Annotated in this window: 17 protein-coding genes and 2 tRNA genes; 11 read left to right on the top strand and 8 right to left on the bottom strand. The window is 63.0% G+C overall.

Going from position 1 to position 18113, the window contains the following annotated elements; translation table 11 throughout:
• The first annotated feature begins 25 nt into the window (after window positions 1-25).
• Entirely contained in the window at window positions 26-499 is a 474-nt protein-coding gene (locus K940_RS0118030; RefSeq protein ID WP_028478680.1) for a ribose-5-phosphate isomerase, read from the top strand.
• A gap of 54 nt (window positions 500-553) precedes the next feature.
• On the opposite strand, the gene K940_RS0118025 is transcribed toward K940_RS0118030, so the two are convergent.
• Window positions 554-1504 (bottom strand): GGDEF domain-containing protein, encoded by a 951-nt coding sequence (locus tag K940_RS0118025; RefSeq protein ID WP_028478679.1) that lies wholly within the window; start codon window positions 1502-1504, stop codon window positions 554-556.
• 760 nt (window positions 1505-2264) lie between these two features.
• On the opposite strand from K940_RS0118025, the gene K940_RS0118015 reads away from it, so the two are divergent.
• From K940_RS0118015 to K940_RS32420, 5 genes are all read left to right on the top strand, one after another.
• Window positions 2265-2335 (top strand) — tRNA-Gly (locus K940_RS0118015).
• Between the two features lie 408 nt (window positions 2336-2743).
• Entirely contained in the window at window positions 2744-3295 is a 552-nt protein-coding gene (locus tag K940_RS0118010; RefSeq protein WP_028478678.1) for a DUF3558 domain-containing protein, read from the top strand.
• A gap of 11 nt (window positions 3296-3306) precedes the next feature.
• The gene (locus K940_RS0118005; RefSeq protein ID WP_036529126.1) at window positions 3307-3705 is read left to right on the top strand and encodes a hypothetical protein; all 399 of its coding nucleotides are present in this window, start codon (window positions 3307-3309) and stop codon (window positions 3703-3705) included.
• Window positions 3706-3819: 114 nt separating this feature from the next.
• Window positions 3820-4992, top strand: a complete 1173-nt coding sequence (locus K940_RS0118000; RefSeq protein WP_028478676.1) for a helix-turn-helix domain-containing protein — start codon at window positions 3820-3822, stop codon at window positions 4990-4992.
• A gap of 179 nt (window positions 4993-5171) precedes the next feature.
• A complete protein-coding gene (locus tag K940_RS32420) occupies window positions 5172-5477 on the top strand; it encodes a hypothetical protein (RefSeq protein WP_196812259.1) in 306 nt (101 codons plus the stop codon).
• 227 nt (window positions 5478-5704) lie between these two features.
• Here the strand turns inward: K940_RS32420 and K940_RS0117990 are convergent, their stop codons facing one another.
• A complete protein-coding gene (locus K940_RS0117990; protein ID WP_028478675.1) occupies window positions 5705-6463 on the bottom strand; it encodes an ESX secretion-associated protein EspG in 759 nt (252 codons plus the stop codon).
• 1601 nt (window positions 6464-8064) lie between these two features.
• Between K940_RS0117990 and K940_RS33945 the strand changes: the two genes are divergently transcribed.
• Together K940_RS33945 and K940_RS0117980 are read left to right on the top strand one after the other, a co-directional pair.
• Window positions 8065-8199, top strand: coding sequence for a hypothetical protein (locus K940_RS33945; RefSeq protein ID WP_255342606.1), 135 nt, complete (start codon window positions 8065-8067; stop codon window positions 8197-8199).
• Between the two features lie 240 nt (window positions 8200-8439).
• Window positions 8440-8748, top strand: coding sequence for a hypothetical protein (locus K940_RS0117980; protein WP_051407327.1), 309 nt, complete (start codon window positions 8440-8442; stop codon window positions 8746-8748).
• Here the strand turns inward: K940_RS0117980 and K940_RS32415 are convergent.
• On the bottom strand, window positions 8717-9067 hold the full coding sequence (locus tag K940_RS32415) for a hypothetical protein (protein ID WP_155980942.1): 351 nt from the start codon (window positions 9065-9067) through the stop codon (window positions 8717-8719). The genes K940_RS0117980 and K940_RS32415 overlap by 32 nt on opposite strands.
• A 33-nt stretch (window positions 9068-9100) precedes the next feature.
• Between K940_RS32415 and K940_RS0117975 the strand changes: the two genes are divergently transcribed.
• Both K940_RS0117975 and K940_RS0117970 read left to right on the top strand, forming a co-directional pair.
• Window positions 9101-11257, top strand: coding sequence for a hypothetical protein (locus K940_RS0117975; protein ID WP_196812256.1), 2157 nt, complete (start codon window positions 9101-9103; stop codon window positions 11255-11257).
• Between the two features lie 65 nt (window positions 11258-11322).
• Window positions 11323-11940, top strand: coding sequence for a hypothetical protein (locus K940_RS0117970; protein WP_155980940.1), 618 nt, complete (start codon window positions 11323-11325; stop codon window positions 11938-11940).
• A gap of 7 nt (window positions 11941-11947) precedes the next feature.
• Here the strand turns inward: K940_RS0117970 and K940_RS0117965 are convergent, their stop codons facing one another.
• The 3 genes from K940_RS0117965 to K940_RS0117955 form a co-directional block, all read right to left on the bottom strand.
• Window positions 11948-12532 (bottom strand): DUF3558 domain-containing protein, encoded by a 585-nt coding sequence (locus K940_RS0117965; protein ID WP_196812255.1) that lies wholly within the window; start codon window positions 12530-12532, stop codon window positions 11948-11950.
• An 11-nt stretch (window positions 12533-12543) separates the two neighbouring features.
• Complete coding sequence (locus K940_RS30930) at window positions 12544-12978, bottom strand: hypothetical protein (RefSeq protein ID WP_155980939.1); 435 nt, start codon at window positions 12976-12978, stop codon at window positions 12544-12546.
• Window positions 12979-13957: 979 nt separating this feature from the next.
• Window positions 13958-15250 (bottom strand): site-specific integrase, encoded by a 1293-nt coding sequence (locus K940_RS0117955; protein WP_028478669.1) that lies wholly within the window; start codon window positions 15248-15250, stop codon window positions 13958-13960.
• 292 nt (window positions 15251-15542) lie between these two features.
• Between K940_RS0117955 and K940_RS0117950 the strand changes: the two genes are divergently transcribed.
• Window positions 15543-15619 (top strand) — tRNA-Pro (locus K940_RS0117950).
• A gap of 382 nt (window positions 15620-16001) precedes the next feature.
• On the opposite strand, the gene K940_RS0117945 is transcribed toward K940_RS0117950, so the two are convergent.
• On the bottom strand, window positions 16002-17045 hold the full coding sequence (locus K940_RS0117945; RefSeq protein WP_028478668.1) for a 3-oxoacyl-[acyl-carrier-protein] synthase III C-terminal domain-containing protein: 1044 nt from the start codon (window positions 17043-17045) through the stop codon (window positions 16002-16004).
• A 1-nt stretch (window position 17046) separates the two neighbouring features.
• Window positions 17047-18113, bottom strand: a 1067-nt coding sequence (locus K940_RS0117940) for a non-ribosomal peptide synthetase (RefSeq protein ID WP_028478667.1), incomplete at its 5' end; no start/stop codon positions are given.

Below are 18113 nucleotides of genomic sequence, written 5' to 3'. Positions count from 1 at the left end.
GTCGTCGCCTGACACAATGCGTGCCATGCGCGTATACCTGGGTGCCGACCATGCCGGTTTCGAATTGAAGAATCACGTCAAGGCTCATTTGGAGCAGTCGGGCCACGAGGTGATCGACTGCGGCGCGTTCGAATACGACCCGCTCGATGACTATCCCGCCTTCTGTATCGAGGCGGCCCGACGCACCGTTGCCGATCCGCGCGGTCTGGGACTGGTGTTCGGTGGCAGCGGCAACGGCGAACAGATCGCGGCGAACAAGGTGCCCGGCGCCCGGTGCGCACTGGCCTGGAGCGTCGAGACCGCGAAGTTGGCCCGCGAGCACAACAATGCACAATTGATCGGTATCGGCGGCCGGATGCATTCGACGGAGGAAGCGTTGGCCATCGTCGATGCCTTCCTCGGCGCCGCTTGGACGGGTGAGCAGCGTCACCAGCGTCGCATCGACATTCTGGCCGACTACGAAACCACCCACGTCGCGCCGGCGGTCCCCGCCCACTGAGCGCGCCCGGCGCCGATGGCGCAGGCGCGGGTGGATCTGCGTCGGCAGTACCTGTCAACCCGCCACGGCGGTGTCCACATCCGGTTCGTCCGCGATGGCGAACCGGTGTCCTCCAGCCGTCTTCGCCGAATACATCGCATGGTCGGCGCGGCGGAGGAGGTCGATGAAATCGAACGGTGCGCCCGGCGAGTTGTAGGCGGTGCCGACACTGGCCGAGACCGGGACAGGGCCTGCCGAGGACCAGACAGGATCGCGCAGTGCAGCAACGATTCGGCGTGCGAGGTCGCCGAGCGTATTGCGGTACGGATTCGTCGCGAGTACGAATTCGTCGCCACCGTACCGGCAGATCACCGTGTCCGGCGGGCAGACTTCACGCAACCGGCTCGCCAGTTCGACCAGTACCTCGTCCCCGATGGCATGGCCGTATCCGTCGTTGATCTGCTTGAACCGGTCCAGGTCGATCAGCAGGAGCCCGACCCCGCGGGCGGGGTCGCCGGCCATCAGGCGTGCTTTGTCCTGCAACAGTGTGCGGTTGGCCAGGTCGGTGAGCGCGTCGTGGGTGGCTTCATGGCGCAGCCGATGCTGGAGTGCGGCAATCTCCTGGACGCGTAGCGACACCTTGGCCGACAGGTTCTTCTCCTGCTGTGCCAGTGCACGCTCCTGCAATGCCTGCGCGTAGCTGTCTATGGCTTGGCTGGCGATGAACGGCCAGCGCGTGGCAACCAGCGAACCAGGGGTTCCGGAGGGAAAACCGAGCAACCAACGGGTGGCCTGCGCGAGCATCCGGATCCTCTCGAACGGTGCGTCGGCGAGTTTGGCCCCGAGCATCCGCGCTTCCGGCACCGGGAACGGCTCCGATCCGGCCAAGGTCAGCAGCCGCTCGATGATCTCGATCAGCGCAGGCTCCAACTGTTGGGGTGCGGCGCCCGATCCGGGCTCGGCACACACCGCGCGAGCCCAGGCTCGGGCCATGGCGGCGACCGGGGGCTCGATGTCGGCCGACATCGGACTCACCCGGCGTAGGCGACGTCGGTACCCAGGTGCCCTGTGCTGACACAGGTGCCGGCGCCACCTCGATCGTTCCTACTACCACGCGGCTGTGTCCACCTGGTTCGGTGCACGCTCACCGCCCCCTTTCCAGATACCCCCGTCCGGCAAAAGCGATCCTAGCAAGCCACTCGGCATCCAAAAGTGGCCTTGTGCAACGGGTTCTCATTACCTCACGAACGGCAATCGGGTACGCGTCGATATCCGTTGAGTCGGTGATACACCCGATTATGGTTCGCTGCAAAGTGACGCCGCGACGCGCGGGCGACACGCTGGACAGATGGGGTGGAAGACGGTCGACGAACAATGCCGACAGTCGGGCGCTCCCGGGTCCCCACGGCACAGCGCGCGAGCCGCCGAGCGTTCGGCGCGCTGCACGGGCCGGGCCGGCGAGCGGTGTGGTCCTCATCGGAACTCCCTGAGCGACGTTCCTCGTGTTACCGGTGGCGGGGACCGCGCTCGTCGGCGGGGTCCTCAACCTGTCACTCGAGTTTCGCCCACCGGAATCCGACACGCCAGAGTTCCAATGAAATTTCCTGTCGGAACAACCGAGTCGGTCGCGCATTCGGGGTCGCCATCGCGTGTGCAATCGGTCTCGGCGCCCACCTGTTGCCCTCCGAGACCGTGCTGTACGGGGCTGATTGGCGTTTCGAGAGTCACGTTCGGTAGAGTCGGATCGCACGCGACATCGTGGCGATCCCATCGGTGTCGTTTGCGTGCGGGTGTAGTTCAATGGTAGAACCTCAGCCTTCCAAGCTGATGGTGCGGGTTCGATTCCCGTCACCCGCTCCGATGAAATACCGCCTCTACCAGGTCGAATGCGATCGATGACAACAGGGGAGTTCGGGCACTATACCCAAAACTGCACCCTATGTACTGAAAAGTGTGCCAGCGCGAAATCCGGCGAATCACCCCAGGTCAGAGAGTGCGGAACTATTGCCCCGCCCAATTGGATTGGGTCAGGTTGAGCGCGTAGCGCACCGATCCAGTGGGTGTCAGGCGCGTTGCGCCGCGATGACCACGCCCATGCGCATGCGGGGCAGCGTGGCGGTCCTGCCACGCAATGCATATACGGCCACAGGATCAATATCTGCGCGGTTTCTATCCGATGCGTCATCCATTCCAATGCACTGCTAGGGCAGCGAGTTGCGCTCTGGCTCGAGGTAGGCTCCGCCTGAGTCGAGGGAAGGGGCGGGGATGAAGCGCGTCGCGGCGATCGTGGCGGCCGGGCTGGCAGTAGCGGGCCTTACCGCGTGCGGTGACTCCACATCTGGGACGGCGCAACCGACTACGCGGAATATCGACGAGATTATCGTCTACAACGTCTGCCGCGACCCCGGCATTGCCGACGACGTACTCGTGGGCGCCGGGCTGGATCCGGCCACCAAGAGCGTGTTCACCGATGCGCCGACCGGCGTCTCGAGCTTCCGCGTCTGCAGCTGGGACCCGCTGGATGACCGATACGGGCCACCCAACTACAGGGTTGGCGTTTGGTCTACCTCTCACACGCTCGAGGAGGAACGCAACAAGGAGAGCGTAACCATCCTCCGGGAGACCACGGTCAACGGCCGCCGTGGGCACTACTCCCAGGAGCGGGGCGACCCAGGATGTTGGCTGTCGTTCGAGGCAGAGCAGGGCATGTTCATGCTCGACACGCGCCAGACGCTCCGGTATGGGCCTGACATCGACGACCCGTGCGAGATCATCACTCGCTACGCCGAGAGCCTGGAACCGCATCTACCGAAGTAACCGGGGGAACAATGGCACCGAAAATCGAGGACCAGCACGCCTACTGGACGAACCTGGCACAGCAGGCTACAGCCGGCGAATTGCGCATGGAACTTGAACTCGGCGAAGCACTGCGTGCCGCAGCCAAGAAGTATGCCGAACGGCTGGACCAACTACTGATCGAGGCCCGACGCCTCGGAAAACTCTCGGGCTGGGGCAGCCTGCCATCGGCAATCGCGCTCCGGACCAAGTTCGAACACAAAGCAGTAGGCGGCGGTAGCAATCCCGACGACAATGCTGTGAGCCGGTTGCAGGAGCACATCGAAATTGCTTGGTTGCAGCACGACACATTCGCCGCCGCGATCGGGAAGCTGGAGTTGATCGACGAGGAGCGGGCCGCCGCTCTCCGGGCCACCACCAACAACCTCTGACTACCCCCGCGCTGCACGCGCGTCACGTTCCAGCTGTCGGCCAGGGTGCCGAAACGGTGTCGAATCGGGTGCATCTACATGATGTCGGCGGCCGGTGGGCCGTACTCTCGTGGTATGGCTGCGGATCTCGGGGAGCGCCTCGCGTCGGTACGCAAGCGGCGTGGGTTGACGCAGCGGGATCTTGCTGAGGTGAGCGGGATATCGGTCTCGCTCATCAAACAGCTCGAGCAGGGTATGCGCTCGAGTTGCCGGCTGGAGACGCTACGCACGCTTGCTGTCGCGCTCGGGGTGCATACATTTGCCCTGCAAGGTTCAGGGGGTAGTGACACCGAGTGGGCCGATCCCAGTACGGCGCAGCTGTGGGCGCCGGTGCGGCGGGCACTGGCTGGGGCTGGTGAGCAGCCCGCTGAGGCACCGACCATTGACGGGGTGCGCGGGGCATTCGCTGGGCTGCGTTTACTGGCCGCCGGTCACTCATACCGGCGGATAGCCGAGTATCTGCCGGATCTGATCCGTGACGCCGAGGTTCTTGATGATAGTGGGGGCCGGGTGATCCGGGCGCAAATTCTCGGCCTCACAGGGTCCATGCTGATCCACAATCGCCAATTCGATACCGCTGCTGAGGTTCTGGCGCGCGCGATTGATCAGGCGCCAGACCGTGGTAGCGCTGCCTCGGCGGTGATCGGGCTGGTCTGGTCACATCTGCGGCAGGGGCAGCTCTACAACGCCCGCCAGTTGGCTGTGCGCTGGGCCGATGATATTGAACCTCGGCTGAGTAGGGCGACATCGTCCCAGTTGGCACTGTGGGGAAAGTTGTGGCTGTATGTGGCCAATGCGAGCGTGCGGGACGCCGCGCCCGGTGCGACCGAGGATGCGCTGAGTCTCGCCCGCGCCGCGGCCGAGCGCATCGGGCGCGAAACGCTGTGTGATTCCAACCCGAATCGCACATTCGGCCCAGTCACGTGTGCGCAGGTCGCCGGAGAGTGCGCGGTCATCGCCGGCCACCCGGAGCGAACTCTCGCGATAGCCAGGTCCCTGCCCCCGGGGCTGACCGCGCCCAAGGCCGCGTCACGACTGCGACACCGGCTCGATGTCGCCGCCGCACACACCGCGCTGCGGCAGTACGCCGAGGCTATGACGGTCTTGGCCGAAGTGCGTGACATAGCGCCGGAGTGGCTTCCGCAACAGCGGTACGCGCGCGACACCCTTGGCAAGATCATCACCGGTCGCCGCACCCTCACCGACGACATGCGCGAGCTCGCTGACGCGATACGCCTCGAATACTGACCCGTCCCAAGCGATTCTTGTGTCCCTTCAGGGTGACACGACCGTAAGCGGACACAGCCAGCCCGCCATTCCCGATGCGACCGTGAGTACACCCCGGCGCCGGGATGACGCCGTACCCCAACGCGGCACACCTACCGGCCAATAGACCTGCCAGATGGGTGACACCACCCCGGCGCCGGGTGAGTGCCCACTCATCCAACGTCGCAGGGGATTTCGATGACGGATCACGTATCGGTGCTCGTTGTTACCGGCGGGGTCGCCGTACTGCTCATTATCGTGTACGCGCTACGGCGGTCATCGCCAAGGCAGACCCACCGCAAGAGCCGGTCACCGACCGGATGACGGTCGACATCGCCCATCAGGTCATGCGATACCACTACCCATGCAGCGTCGGTGACTGCCCGGACAAGCGCGACGCCTACGGGACGCTTGTCGCTGCGGGTGTGATCGTGCCCGACCAGCGCGTCGAGCGGTACGTCCGATGATCGCCCCGGACGATGAGCCACAGGGATGGGTGCAGTGGCGCGATGGGTCCTGGTCGCCAGTATGCCGAATCGGCGTTCGTACCGGTGAGCAGTTCCGCTCTGCAGGGTCTGTCCGAGATCTTGCCTGCGATCCGGTATCCACCGCATCACAGGGTACCCCCTGCCTGATTCGCTACCGCCGAATATGGGACAGAGCCGTAATCTGGACCGACCTGAGTACCAGCGGGTTAGGCCAGATCGGCGAGTTCGGCGCGGCAGGTAATTTCGGCAGCGATGATGTCGTCGGTAGCCGGTGTGACGGTGGTGTCGTAGGAAACGTCGATGAGGTAGCGGCCGCCCTCGTGGTGCGCGGGGTCGACGGTGATCCAGTTGAGGTAGACCGGACGCGGAGGCCGGCGGTCGTGGAGGAATTGTTCAATGCAGAGGTGCCCTTCGGCAGTACGTGGGGCACGTAGCAGGGTTCGGATGCGTTGGTCTTCGGGGATGCGGCCGTCGAGGGCCACCATACGGGTTATGGGCTCGGCATCGCCGCGAACTCGTGCTGTGTATTCGGTCATGGGACCCGCGCTACCAGGCGCCGCTTCGGGGAGCGTGGCGGCGACATAGCGAGCCAGATGGCTGCGGCGGGTGACGACGATACGGATGTCACCACCGAATTCGGGTGTTCTACCAGGTGATTGGTGAAGGATTACACCGAGTTCGCCTATCGCTGCGGCTTGGCAGCGGATTCGGTGGTTGGTGAGGTGATCGATTCCGGTAGCCAGGATCCGCACGTCAGGGTTGGCGAGAACTCTCAGAGGACCGGACAGGTCTGGGTCGCCGTGGTGTGGATAGGTGTCAGCTATCCGGGTGCGTTGAATGGCGTACTCGGTTGGAGTGGTGGGTGTTTCACGGATACTGACCGGTTCGGGGTAGGGAAGGCCGGTTTCGGCCCAAACCCAAGAGAATTCGTCGGCAGTGAATGCGAATCGTTTGCGAGTCTTCACCGGTTCCCTTCGGGCGCATCGTCCGGACGCGGTCCGGTACCACCGGGGCTGGCGCCCCAGGGGCCGGCTCCGGAGAAGGTGAATGCTGCCGGTTCGGCCTCGGACGGGGTTGAAGTCCCAGTGTCTACGCCGACGGACGGCCGATCGGTTGCTGGCGGATTCTGTTCCGGCGCGCCGTGGGTCCTAGCGGCCGGTCTGATTTGTTCGACACCACCAGTATTCGGATGGTTTCCCTCAGCGGGCGATGTATCGCGTTCACCGCCGGTTGGTGATACTGACTCCTGATGCCTTGCAGCCTGGTCTATTTGAGCGGCGGGTGTCCTGTTGTCGGGAGGGCTGTTGTCATGTGCGGGGGTGGTGACCGGTTCGGAGAATAGATTCCGGAGTGCGTTGCGGGGCGTCACGAGTGGAGGTGCAGCCTGAATGTTCGTCGTGGTGGTCGGGGTCGGCTGGTCGTCCGCGCCGACCACCGGTGATACCACGGTGCGGTGGTCGAGGAGGTCAGGCTGCTGGCGTTTGAGGTAGTCGGGGACACCTGAGGTGCGTTCGGTGTCGTCGTTGCGGCGTGCGTTACCGGGCGCCATTGGTCCCACTGGTCGCCCTGCTCCGCTTGCTGTGGTCTTGGATGCTGAGGCCCCCGCAGAGGTGGCTGGTGTTCCTAGAGTTGGAGAAGTCGGACGTAGTGCAGTGGGTTGACCGCCGACTCGCCCGATACCCGGGGTCGAGCCGGGGACCGGTCTGTGCGGGCCAGGAGTAGTGGCCGAACCGCCTCCTGCTCCGCGAACCTCGGTTCTGGCGTTTTGATCACCAGCTGGTGCCCCGGTGCTGGTCAGTGGTGTTCCGGTGGGTTGGCCTGCCGTGGCCGAAGGGTTTGCGCCCGAGCCGGTCGAGGCTGGTGCGGTGGTCTGCGATGTGGACATCGCGGATTGCGCGGTCGAGGCTGTGCTTGTTGTTGCCGCGGCTTGCGTGTCGGATGGTGGCCCGTTGTCGTTCGATGATCCGTCTTCCGGTCCCCGGTCCGCGACTGCCCCTTGTTCTTCGTTCGATGTCGATTGAGTGCTCGAGGCTGCTGGGCTGGTGATGACGGGAGCTTCGGCACCGGTTTCCGGGGGCGGTGCAAAGGCAGGAACATCGTTTCCGGAGGTCGGTACAGCAGGGAGATAGGTAGTCCGCACGGCGGCGATCGCTTGATCTCGAGCTCGGGCGGCAGCTTGGAAGTCGGCACGGTCCTTGGCGCCGTTGGTCAACCCGGGCAGTACGGATTCATCAGGGTTGTCTGGATCCGGTGGCGCGGGATGTACAGGCTCGGGAACAGCTGCGACGAAGGCTTGTGTGGCGTAGTAGATTTGGTCGAGGCGCATCGCCACCGACTTCCCCACATCGCCCATGCGTTCCCCGCTCTGGGTGAACGCGCGCGTCGCTTCCAGGGCGGCTTGTCCGGCGGCGCCTACCCACCGGTCTTGCATGACATTGTGTATTCCGATGCGGGTCAGCTGGAACAGGCCGGTCACCGAGATCGATGAGTTCGCCCAAGAGACGCACGCGTTCCACAACGCCGACTGCGCTCGGTCCAGTTCTTGGGCTGAATTCCAGATGTCCTGGTGAGTCATGGTCTCCGGCGGTGCTTCTGGATCGTTCACATAGGGCTCGTCGACACCTCCGCTGATCAGCTCGGCATCGTGGCGGGACAGTTGCTGCCCCGACACGGCGACGCGCTGTCCGGCGGCGTCTCCTGACAGGATCGGCCGCTCTGTCATCGAATCCTCCCCGCCACCATGAGCACCGCGCCGATCGAATGGTCGTGGCCCCGGTCGTACATGTCGAATGCCCCCTTCGTCTGCCGAGGAATCCTACTCACGCAGCAGGGGATCTCCAAGCGCTCCGGATCACCGCCACCGCGCAGAATGTGGCGATGGTGGGGTCGGGCTCGCTATCATCCTGGAAAGCCAAGTGATCATGACGACAGGGGGGTGCGGATGCTGTCCGCCGATATTTCGCAGATGCACAATCTGGCCGGCACGCTCGATGATGTAGGCAAGCAGATCGATGCTCTCGATGTTCGTACTGCTGCCTCGGGACTTGCCGCGGCACTGCCGGGCTGCCCTGTCTCCGCTGTGTGCCTGACCGCCGGCGAATACACCGAAGGCGCGTGGCTGCGGGTCGCCGACCGGATTCGGCAGATCGCTACGCTGACTACCCGCTGCGCCGACGACGTCGAGGCCACCGACGCCGACTTCAAGACCCAACTCGACACTATGGCCTTCCAGCTCCCGAAAGGCCATTGACATGCTCATGGTCACTCTGCCGCAGGTTCAGAAGTGGCAGACCTGGAAGCTCGGTGAGTGGGCTGACGTCCTTGATGCGAACACTCTCGCCTACGCCCATGAACTCGGCCGGATGCGGATCCACTTCACCGACCTCCACGGCTCTTGGGCCGGGGCTGCCCATGACGCCGCGTATGACCGCATCGAGGAGGAACACGGCCAGGGCCTGCGCCTGGATGCCGAGGTCGCCGACCTCGCCGCCGCGGTCCGTTCCGCCGGCGACCGGATCACCGCGGAACGCACCACCTTGCTCGATCGAGTCGCCGACGCCAAGGCGCATTTCGAGATCGACGGGAACGATGTCGTATTCACCGTGTCCGACGAATGGATCGTGACCGCCGACTACCGTGCGGCCGGACGGATCACCGAGGATGTGCGTGCTGCGGTCATGGTCGAGGCCTCCGCACGGCAAGACGCGATCAACTCCGCCTACCACTCCTTCTCTCACGCCGTCACCGAGGCTGCCGACGCGATCACCGAGGCATCCGGTGAGATCCGAGGTCGGGGAGACCTCCTGGGCAACGGTATCGACTCCGCTAGGGTCGAGGTCGACGCCGGGCTCACCGCCGAGCAAGGCCGCGAGGATGGCGAAACCATCGCCGACGGCAAGTTGTCTGATGAGGAAATCGCCCGCATCGCCGCCAACGTCGCCGCTGCTGGCTTGACTGAAACCCAGCTTGCAGCCATCGAACGCGGGGAAGAGGTCACCATCCCCGCATCCACCATGAGCTACCTCACCGAGCTCTACGACAAAGCCGGCCGCGATGGCTTGATCGGCGTATCCGAACAGCTCCGCAACGACAACACCCCCACGTCCACGCGATTGCGGGAGAGTCTGGCCAATGGGCTACTCACCGTCTCCAACGAACAGGTCGTCGGCCGTGACTATCGTGCAGGCAAAGACGACCGTGGTGGTTGGAATAACCTGAGCCCCGAGGTCAAAGAACTCATCGGCACCCGACCAGACCTCGGTGCCGATTCCCCGGATGCCAACACCACACGGCTACCCGACGACTACCGCAACAACGCCTGGGACTCCCGCAATCAGGCCGGCTCCTACAAGGAATACGTCCGGGACATGAACCGCTTCGGCGACTTCCTGAATTCCTCGGGCGACGGCTACCAGCCCGGCGACCGCCTAGGTCTGGAGTTGTCCCGTCAGGCCGCCCATCAGACCGCACTCATCGACAGCGGCGAGTACCGCAGCGCGGTCAACCCCAACGAACGCAACATCATCGACAGCCGCGCTGAGCAGGCTGCTCGCGACTTGCTCGACGTCGGAACTCGCAACAACACCTCCAACTGGGCACTGATCAGCGGAGAGGGCGGTGACGAACTCTTCGGCAAAGGCGAACCCGGGCAAAAATTCAACGAAGACTACGACTTCGACACCACTATCGCGCCCATGCTCGAGCACGAGTGGAATGATGATGGCCAAGCCGCCGCTGGAATGTTCGCCTGGATCAGTGACGACGCAACCTCGCCTGATGCCGAGACTGCCGAACGTGCCGGGCACGCCGCGCGCGAGGTCGCCGACTACATCGCCGGTAACAGGGACCACTTGCTCAACCTCGACGGCGAATACACCGAGTCCCTCGGGCAACGCAACCCCGCTCTCTTGCAAGGCATGGCCGAATCCCTGACCCCGTACATTCCCGACATGGCCGCAGTGCCAGACGACGATACTCCATTAACCCAGGGATTCGGTGACGACTTCTCGAAGCGGGATCAGGATTTCACGAACGCGAAGAATGTGTTCGCGGTCATGGATACCGACAAGGATGTGGCTGCCTACTGGAATGCGCAGGCCCTTACTTCCGCGTCCGAACTCCAGTCGGCCTGGCTCGACTCGGCACTGAACGGTGAACACGGACCCCGGCGCAGCCTCGCCGAAAGTGTTGGAGTCCTCGAAGGGTTAGTGGACAGTGGGCTAACCATCGAAATGGACGATAGATCTGCCGACCAAATGAGCGATGCCAAACAATCATATGCCGATAAGAGTGCGGCATACGATGCCATAAAAGGTGTCCTGACCACAGGAATCAAGTACACGCCAGTGATCGGTCCGGCAGTCGGAGATATGGCCAGCAACCTGGCCAGCCCAGCCATCGATATTACCAACACCTATGTGAAAAACGCCGTCGTCGGCGTCTACTACGCCCCTGACAGCGCGGACCCGAACGCCAGCGGATCACCCAGCGTCATCGATCCTCGCCGTTGGTATCAAATGGCCCAGAATCTTGAGATGCTCCGAGGTCCGATACCTCATGACGGCGATTTTGCGGGACTGTTCGACTCCGAGGGAAAACTGCTCAGTTATGACCAGTTGTCCGACGGGGCATATTCCAGTGGTGGCAGGTTGACTGACAGTCTCGTCTCAGTCCTCGAAGGATATGGCGGCGATGAGCTGGTTGATGATATCGACAAGTATCGAGGAGCGGTATCAGAAGGGCGTACGGCGGCGACATGACTGTTGAAGGTTAGGGTTTCCGCTCCCAGAGTTCAAAACTCTCCTGACAGGAAGGAGGTCGGGTCGTGTCAGTGCGGAACGATAGCCGAACGCTGATGTATTGGGTCGGGATTTTCGCATCTGCAATAGTGTTCATTGGGTCTATTGCTGGATGCGGTGCATCTGAAGACGGACCAGCTGTACCTGTAGATACCGGTTCTTCCGATCGTGATGCGCCGCACAGCAGTCAGCCTGCCAGCATATTCTGTGGCCCCTTCGAGGAAGTATTGCGGAAGAATTTCGGCATCCAGCTCAGCAACGTCGAGGGCACCACCCGTGGACTCGATGTGCCCATTGACAATGCTGTCGCCTGCAAGTACAGCGGAAGCCTGAACAACAAACACAGCGCGCGTGCATGGCTGTGGTCGTACAACTATGATCTCGACCTCGACGCCGAAGGTGATGATCTGGCACGAACAGGATATACAGCATTGAATGGCTACCCGGAATCTGCCTGGATCCGGGACCGTCGAGAGCGCCTGTCGTACAGTGGCCTCAGCACCGTCGAATTAGTGACCATCATCGGGCGGTGGCATGGAACGATCGACGTTTCCACGCCAGCAGGCGCCCCGCAAGTCACCGATGATCAGGTCTCCGCTCTGATGAATGTTCTGATCGAGACAACAGGATCGATTCAGGAGTAGCTTCTGCTCAAGCTCCAGCGACCTGTGGTAGCAGGATCTCGGCTACCTCCACAACGCGGCGACATGGATCAGAGTCCGAGTAGTTAGCGTTCACGTATACGGACATGCTCAGTGATCCGACATCGAACGCCGTGTCCAGAAAGCACATCTGCGAAACCCGTGGAGTGTCTGGCTGGTAAACGATTACATCTCGTCCGGCAATCTCAACCTCGCGAGATACTTCCGAATACCTCGTGCGCCATTCATCCAATCCGATGTTTGTCGAAGTTATCGAAAGGGTTTCGACCGTTCGTCCCGCCTCGTTCCTCATCCTGAAGGTGCAGCCAATCGACGATAGATCCCACTCGACTCGATCATCGCGTTGACGCGTTCGCGGGTCGTAGCCGATTGAGAGAATTGCCGAATCGCCAACTTCGTTACACGGATCAAATTTGACATCCGCACGTGTCGTGTTTTCCTGCGGAGGTGGAGGTTCGACCGAGACCGCCAGCGTCGCCGATGCCGAAGGCGCTGCTCCCGGATCTGCGCTCTCCAGTTCTTCGGTGCTGCACGCGGCGGCCGAAATCAGTACCGCCACCGTGAAAATGATCACTGTCGCACACTTCACGTGGCCTCCATCGAATCACCGAGCACCCGAAACGCGGCTGCGTGCCGCCCGTCGGCTTCCTCGAACAGCCCCGCAGCGCGGAGGAAGGCTTCTTGGAGCCTCATCGCACCCGCAACGTGCTGCTGCAATACCTCCTGATATTGCTCGGCCTTCCATGTGAATCCTTGCCCGAGTTGCCGTGAGGACCGGAATCCGCCCATGCCGTCGAGCCTGCATTCGGCATCCACTGTCCGGATCTCTGCCTGCAGTCCGTCGATCACTGTGTCGAGCTGTCGCACAACTTCCCGCACCACACCCTCGTCGAACTCGAGATTCCCAGAAGCGGCGGCATCGTTGAACGCCTGGATCTGCGCTTGCCCGTAGTCGACTTGCAAGGCAACCCTCCCCGTACGTTCGGCCCAAAGGTACCAGCGCAGTCTGGGCCTGTCCATATAGCGGCTCTGCCCCACGCCGGGTTCGTCCCATATTCGGTGGTAGCGAATCAAGTTTCACCCGAGGGGAGGTGCCGAAGTGGCGGAAAGCCTGCGCGACTATACATTTGCAGCTTGATCAGCTTCGCCCTCGTGTTGACGCCTTCGGTCGGACCGCTGCTGTATGGCAGGGTCGAACCGGTGACCACGGCGGTATCGTAGGCACGCTCAAGGAGAGTACGACGGCGGTGGGCGAAGCTGGTGTGGTTTTAGGCATCTTGCGGGGCCCTCGCAGAAGCCGAACGTCTGGGTGAACACACGCGGCACCGATAGCGAACTGGCCGCCGCGTTGAACGCGAAAAGAGCCCTACCCTGTGACCGAGGTCGGGCGCTTGCTGTAGCGTCTGTAGGCGCACTGAACAGATCCGCTGCACGCGAGCGGCTGCGCCGCTCATTCACGATGAGGGGACCAGTGACATGCGCCCGAGAACATTTGCTGTAGGCGTGGGGTTGATCGCCGTCGTCGCGGGCCAGCGCGCGTAATCCGAGGCCGTACCAGTGCGCGGCGACTGCCATGACGTCTCCTATCCGTTAATGATGTAGAGGGTGTCGGGGTCGGGACACCCGCGTCGTAGTCGGCCTGTGTAATGGTTTGGATGCGGGCCACGCCGCCGGCGTTGCGGACGGCGGCGGCCTCGCTGGCTGGCGGCACCGGCAGGCCGGCCTCTATCAGCGGCCACAGCCGGATCGGGTGCGGCCAGTCCGGGATGGTGATCTGGTATTGACGTGCTCCGATGCGCACGGTCGCCGGGCCACCGCTTCACCCCTCCAGCATTCACCCAATGAGTGGGTCACACCCACGGCTGGCGAATATCCCCCGAATCAAGAGCGGATCAGCCATCGTATAACCCACACGGTGGTCTCAAAAGTTGCAGGACGGCTGACAATAACTCTCGGATATCTCCCACGCAAGCTCCGACTGTTCTGACAGCAAATCGTCCTAGGTGCGTATCCTGGTGGGCACGATCACTTGTGGAAGTAGTAGCCGCGAGAATTCGCCCATGCCTTCCCGCGCGCGCTCGAGGTCGACCTTCCGGTAGATGCGGTTCGCGACGACTGAGGATTGCCCCAGAATCCGCATCCGATCCTCTTCTGGAATATCGAGCAGATTGTTAGCGGTGTGCCGGCCGCCGTGACCTGGAATCACCGGCACACCAGCGGCTTCCAACGCCTCGGTCCACACAGCAGTGTCATCGGCGGGCCGAATCGGCTTGCCGGCGGGGGAGACCCACATAAGGCCGTAGTCGTTCGGGGTGCGGTGTTCGAGGTACGCCTGCAGGATCGCCGCCAACTCGGGCGCCATCGGAATCAGAATTGATTTGCGTGTCTTTGGTCGAACCAGCGCCGCTCCGAAGTACAGCGGCCGGATCTCGTAGTGCTTCGGCGCGTCGTATCGGTCGGGGTCATCGCTGTACTTCATGCCCTCCCGTAGCGGAAGCCACTGCAGCTGCCAGGACTTGTCGATCGTGAGCGCCTCGAAGTCGATCCGGTCTTCCTCGAGACCGAGCAGCTCGCCCTGGCGCATCGCAGTCAGGTACCGGGCTGCGAGCAATGACACGTAGGGGTTCGTGCGCTCGATCGCGGTCGAGAGCACCGTGCGCGCCTGATCGGCCGTGTGGTGCGGGATCTCGGCATAGACGGCAGCCGGCCGCGGCACGAGTTTCGCGACGTTCTCCCGCATCAGCGGCGGGCGCTCCCGTCCGGCCGCGTCGAGCGCCTCTTTGATCCGGTCATAGGCGACCTGTACCGTCCGGCTGGACCACCGCGGCTTCGCGACGATCTGTCCGTCGATTTCCTTCTCCACGGTGGCCAGTCGGACGTAGTCCAGTAGGTGGCGGATGTGCGCCGGATTCAGGTCGGCGAGGCGGACGGGACCGATGCTGGGGATGATCTGCTGGCGGATCGTGGACCGATAGGTCCGCCATACATTCGGACCCAGCTCCTGTTTTTTGATCTCATCGATCCAATGCACGGTCCAGCTCTCGACGGTCCAGCCCCGCTGGAGCTGCTCGAGGCCGTTGGCGATATCCAACTTGAGTTGCTCGAGCTTCTCCAAGGCGACTGCTTTGTCTCTCGAGTAGACCTCGGAGCGGTAGCGCTTGGGGTCGAGCTCGTTCGGGATCTCCACGCGCCCGATCCACATGCCGTCGCGACGCTGGAACAGCCCGCCCGATCCCTTGTTGCGGCGCCGACGCTTGCCGGGAGTGCGGTACTTCTCGCGGCTACGTGCCACCCTCGTCACCTCCGGGGACTCTGGATGCTGCATGGACACAGCGGTGGGATGCCAGGGTTTGCCGGGAGGTGGTGGTACGCCAGTGCCAGTGTCCCGATTCGCTATACCCTATCCCTATACCCTATGCTAAGGTACCGTGTGGCATCACAGGAACAGTGAAACCCCTCTGACCTGGTGAAACTGCACGAAGCATGAGCGGGATGTCAGCCTTCCAAGCTGATGGTGCGGGTTCGATTCCCGTCACCCGCTCTGGCGGATGACCACCCTTGCAGCAAACCGGCCGCAAGGAACACGGGGTGTAGCGCAGCTTGGTAGCGCACCCGCTTTGGGAGCGGGTGGTCGCAGGTTCAAATCCTGTCACCCCGACCACATCGAGCCGATGACCGGCTCGGCGGTTGGGGCGGCCTGCGGATTCCCGGACTGGGAGTCGAGATGGGATCTCGCCCCGCTGCCGAGTTGAATCGGACTCCGTTGCCTGCCAGCTGGCCAACCGCATTCAGGATGATGTCCTGTCACGGACCGGGATGATCTGGCCCGAGGATCGCGGGCGTGGTCACCAGCCGTTGTGCCCGGCGACGCGGGGTGGTATCGGGAGAGTGAGCCTACGGTGGTGGCGTCGTACGGGTATGCAGGTGTGGCACACCGGCCGGACGGTTCCGTCGAGAGTGTCGTCCGGTGGTGGCTGGGCTTATTGGCTCGTCGGGGCGATCGCGGAACCGGCGGGAGACGTGTGGCTGTGCCGCATGTGGCATCAGAACACAAAAGAGAAAGCGCCGAAAGACATTCCGGCGCTACCGACCCAACCGACCGCGCGGTCACCGCGGCGCAACGCACCGTGCTCGTACGCGGAGGCGATAGCGGTGGGCACCGATGCGGAGACGATATTCCCGGTGCGGTCGTAGACGTGGTGGATGACCTTACCCAGACCCACTGTGTCGGCCATACTCTGCCAGTACCGCTTACTGGACGCATGCGTGAATACCGCTGCGACCTCATCGGTGGGCACCGCGAGCTGTTCGAATACCGTGTGGGCCTCTGCGGTTCCCGCCTCGTGCATCTCGAAGCCGTAGGACGTGAAGAAGCCGACACCGTTCGCAGCCAGCTTGTCCGAGGGATCGCAGTAGCCCTCGTAGCCGTCGAGTGTGACATTGCACAGTGGCGCCAGATCGGGGCGTGAGGCGAACCGGAACTCCCATGGCTCGTTGTCCTCGGCGGAGAGCACGGTTGCACTGGCCGCTTCGCCCAAGGTGTAGGCGGGGAATATCGATTCCAGAGCGTCCAGTTGCGGAATGCGGAACAGATGCGGGAACACGACCCCGCCCGACCGCAGGTTGCACTCCGCATTGACGATCAACGCATTGCTGAATTGTCCTGTACGAAACAATGCTTCGGTGACTTGGACTGCCCTGGTCCAGCTCATGCAGGCGTCGAGTATGTCGAAACAGTGCGCGTTCTCCAGCCCGATCGCAGCAGCCGAGTGGTAGGCGCCGCCGGGCTCGATGAACCCGCGACCGATGCCGGTGTAGATGAGCAGGTCGATGTCGCGCGGTCGCAGCTCCGCTCGGGTCAAGGCCACACCGGCGGCGCTACGCAGCAGTTCGATGGGTCGTTCCCCCTCATCGAGCCATTGTCGCGAGTCGGAACCCGAGTAGCGTAAGTAGTATTCGACCTTACGCAAGGTATCGTCGAGGTCACCGGTGAAGGTTTCCGCGCTGTGCTTGGCGATCAGGTCGGTGATATCGGTGTTGGTGACGGTGCGAGACGGAAGAGTGGCGGCCGCGGAACGAATTCTCATCTTATCGTGTCCCTATGCTGGTGGAATCTCCGACGTGCTGGGTGTTCGTGCCGGCGTGTCCGCCGCCGGGCTCGAGATGCTCGGCGATCGCGCAGGCCATGGCCGCTATCGAAGCCGCGTCCCACATCAGTTCTGGTGGGAACCGCATTCCGACCCACTCTTCCAGCCTTGCATGTAGATTCATCTGATCGATAGAGCCCATACCGTGCTCGGCGAGGGTGCGATCGACGTCCACTGTCGGTGCATCCGGTGCCATGTGTTGCGCGACCCACTCGTCTACCTGCACGAGCAGGCCCCGCTGTAGGCGATCTCGCACGGATCGCATGGCCGGAAGCGCCGAACCGTCTGCGGCGATGGACGTTTCGCTGGCAGCCAGGTCCACCCAACGGTGGACCTCGCTGAGTGAACCCGCGAGAAAGTCGATCTTGCATTGCTGGCGGCGCAGTTTGCCGCTTGTGGTACGCGGAATGGTTCCCTGGTCGATGAACAGGACGACCATCGGTGTGATGCCGTGTTTCCTGGCCACGATGTGATGCACTACCGTGACCAGATCCTCTGCGGCCGGGGCCAGATCCGGCTGATATTCGGCGACGAGTACCAGGTTTTCCTGTCCGTTTCGTTCCAGGGAGAATGCGATCACCGCGCCTGCGCGCAGCGACTCGTGGCTCGACACCACGGTGGCCTCGATATCTTCGAGGTAGTAGTTCACCCCGTTGACGATCATGAGGTTCTTGACTCGGCCGCAGATGTACAGTTCACCCGCGTATCGGAAACCGAGGTCGCCGGTGCGTAGATGAGTACGGTCACTGCTCTCGCCGGTGATCCGGGCGTGGAAGGTCTTTTCGCTGTCCTCGGGACGATCCCAGTACCCGGGTGCCACAATCTGCCCGCTGACCCAGATCTCGCCGATCTCGTCATCGGCCAGTCGTCGACCGGATTCCGGTTCTACGATGGCGATTTCGGTATCCATGACGGTATGTCCACAACCGACCAGCTCGATCGTTCCTTCCCCTTCGGCGGGCAGCACCTTCCGTCGGCCGAGGGCGGACTCGTCGAAGCTCGCCACGG

Origin of the sequence: Nocardia sp. CNY236 (assembly GCF_000482385.1) — a bacterium.
Classification (GTDB): Bacteria; Actinomycetota; Actinomycetes; order Mycobacteriales; family Mycobacteriaceae; genus Nocardia.
Note: the sequence above shows the minus strand (reverse complement) of the source record. Positions and strands in the feature narration are given on the sequence as shown.

Excerpts from the sequence above, each read along its gene's own strand:
- K940_RS0118000 (WP_028478676.1), top strand. The coding sequence starts at position 3,820 with ATGGCTGCGGATCTCGGGGAGCGCCTCGCGTCGGTACGCAAGCGGCGT.
- K940_RS0118010 (WP_028478678.1), top strand. The coding sequence starts at position 2,744 with ATGAAGCGCGTCGCGGCGATCGTGGCGGCCGGGCTGGCAGTAGCGGGC.
- K940_RS32415 (WP_155980942.1), bottom strand. The coding sequence starts at position 9,067 with ATGCGCCTTGGCGTCGGCGACTCGATCGAGCAAGGTGGTGCGTTCCGC.
- K940_RS0117980 (WP_051407327.1), top strand. The coding sequence starts at position 8,440 with ATGCTGTCCGCCGATATTTCGCAGATGCACAATCTGGCCGGCACGCTC.
- K940_RS0117945 (WP_028478668.1), bottom strand. The coding sequence starts at position 17,045 with ATGAGAATTCGTTCCGCGGCCGCCACTCTTCCGTCTCGCACCGTCACC.
- K940_RS30930 (WP_155980939.1), bottom strand. The coding sequence starts at position 12,978 with ATGGACAGGCCCAGACTGCGCTGGTACCTTTGGGCCGAACGTACGGGG.
- K940_RS0118025 (WP_028478679.1), bottom strand. The coding sequence starts at position 1,504 with ATGTCGGCCGACATCGAGCCCCCGGTCGCCGCCATGGCCCGAGCCTGG.
- K940_RS0118005 (WP_036529126.1), top strand. The coding sequence starts at position 3,307 with ATGGCACCGAAAATCGAGGACCAGCACGCCTACTGGACGAACCTGGCA.
- K940_RS0118030 (WP_028478680.1), top strand. The coding sequence starts at position 26 with ATGCGCGTATACCTGGGTGCCGACCATGCCGGTTTCGAATTGAAGAAT.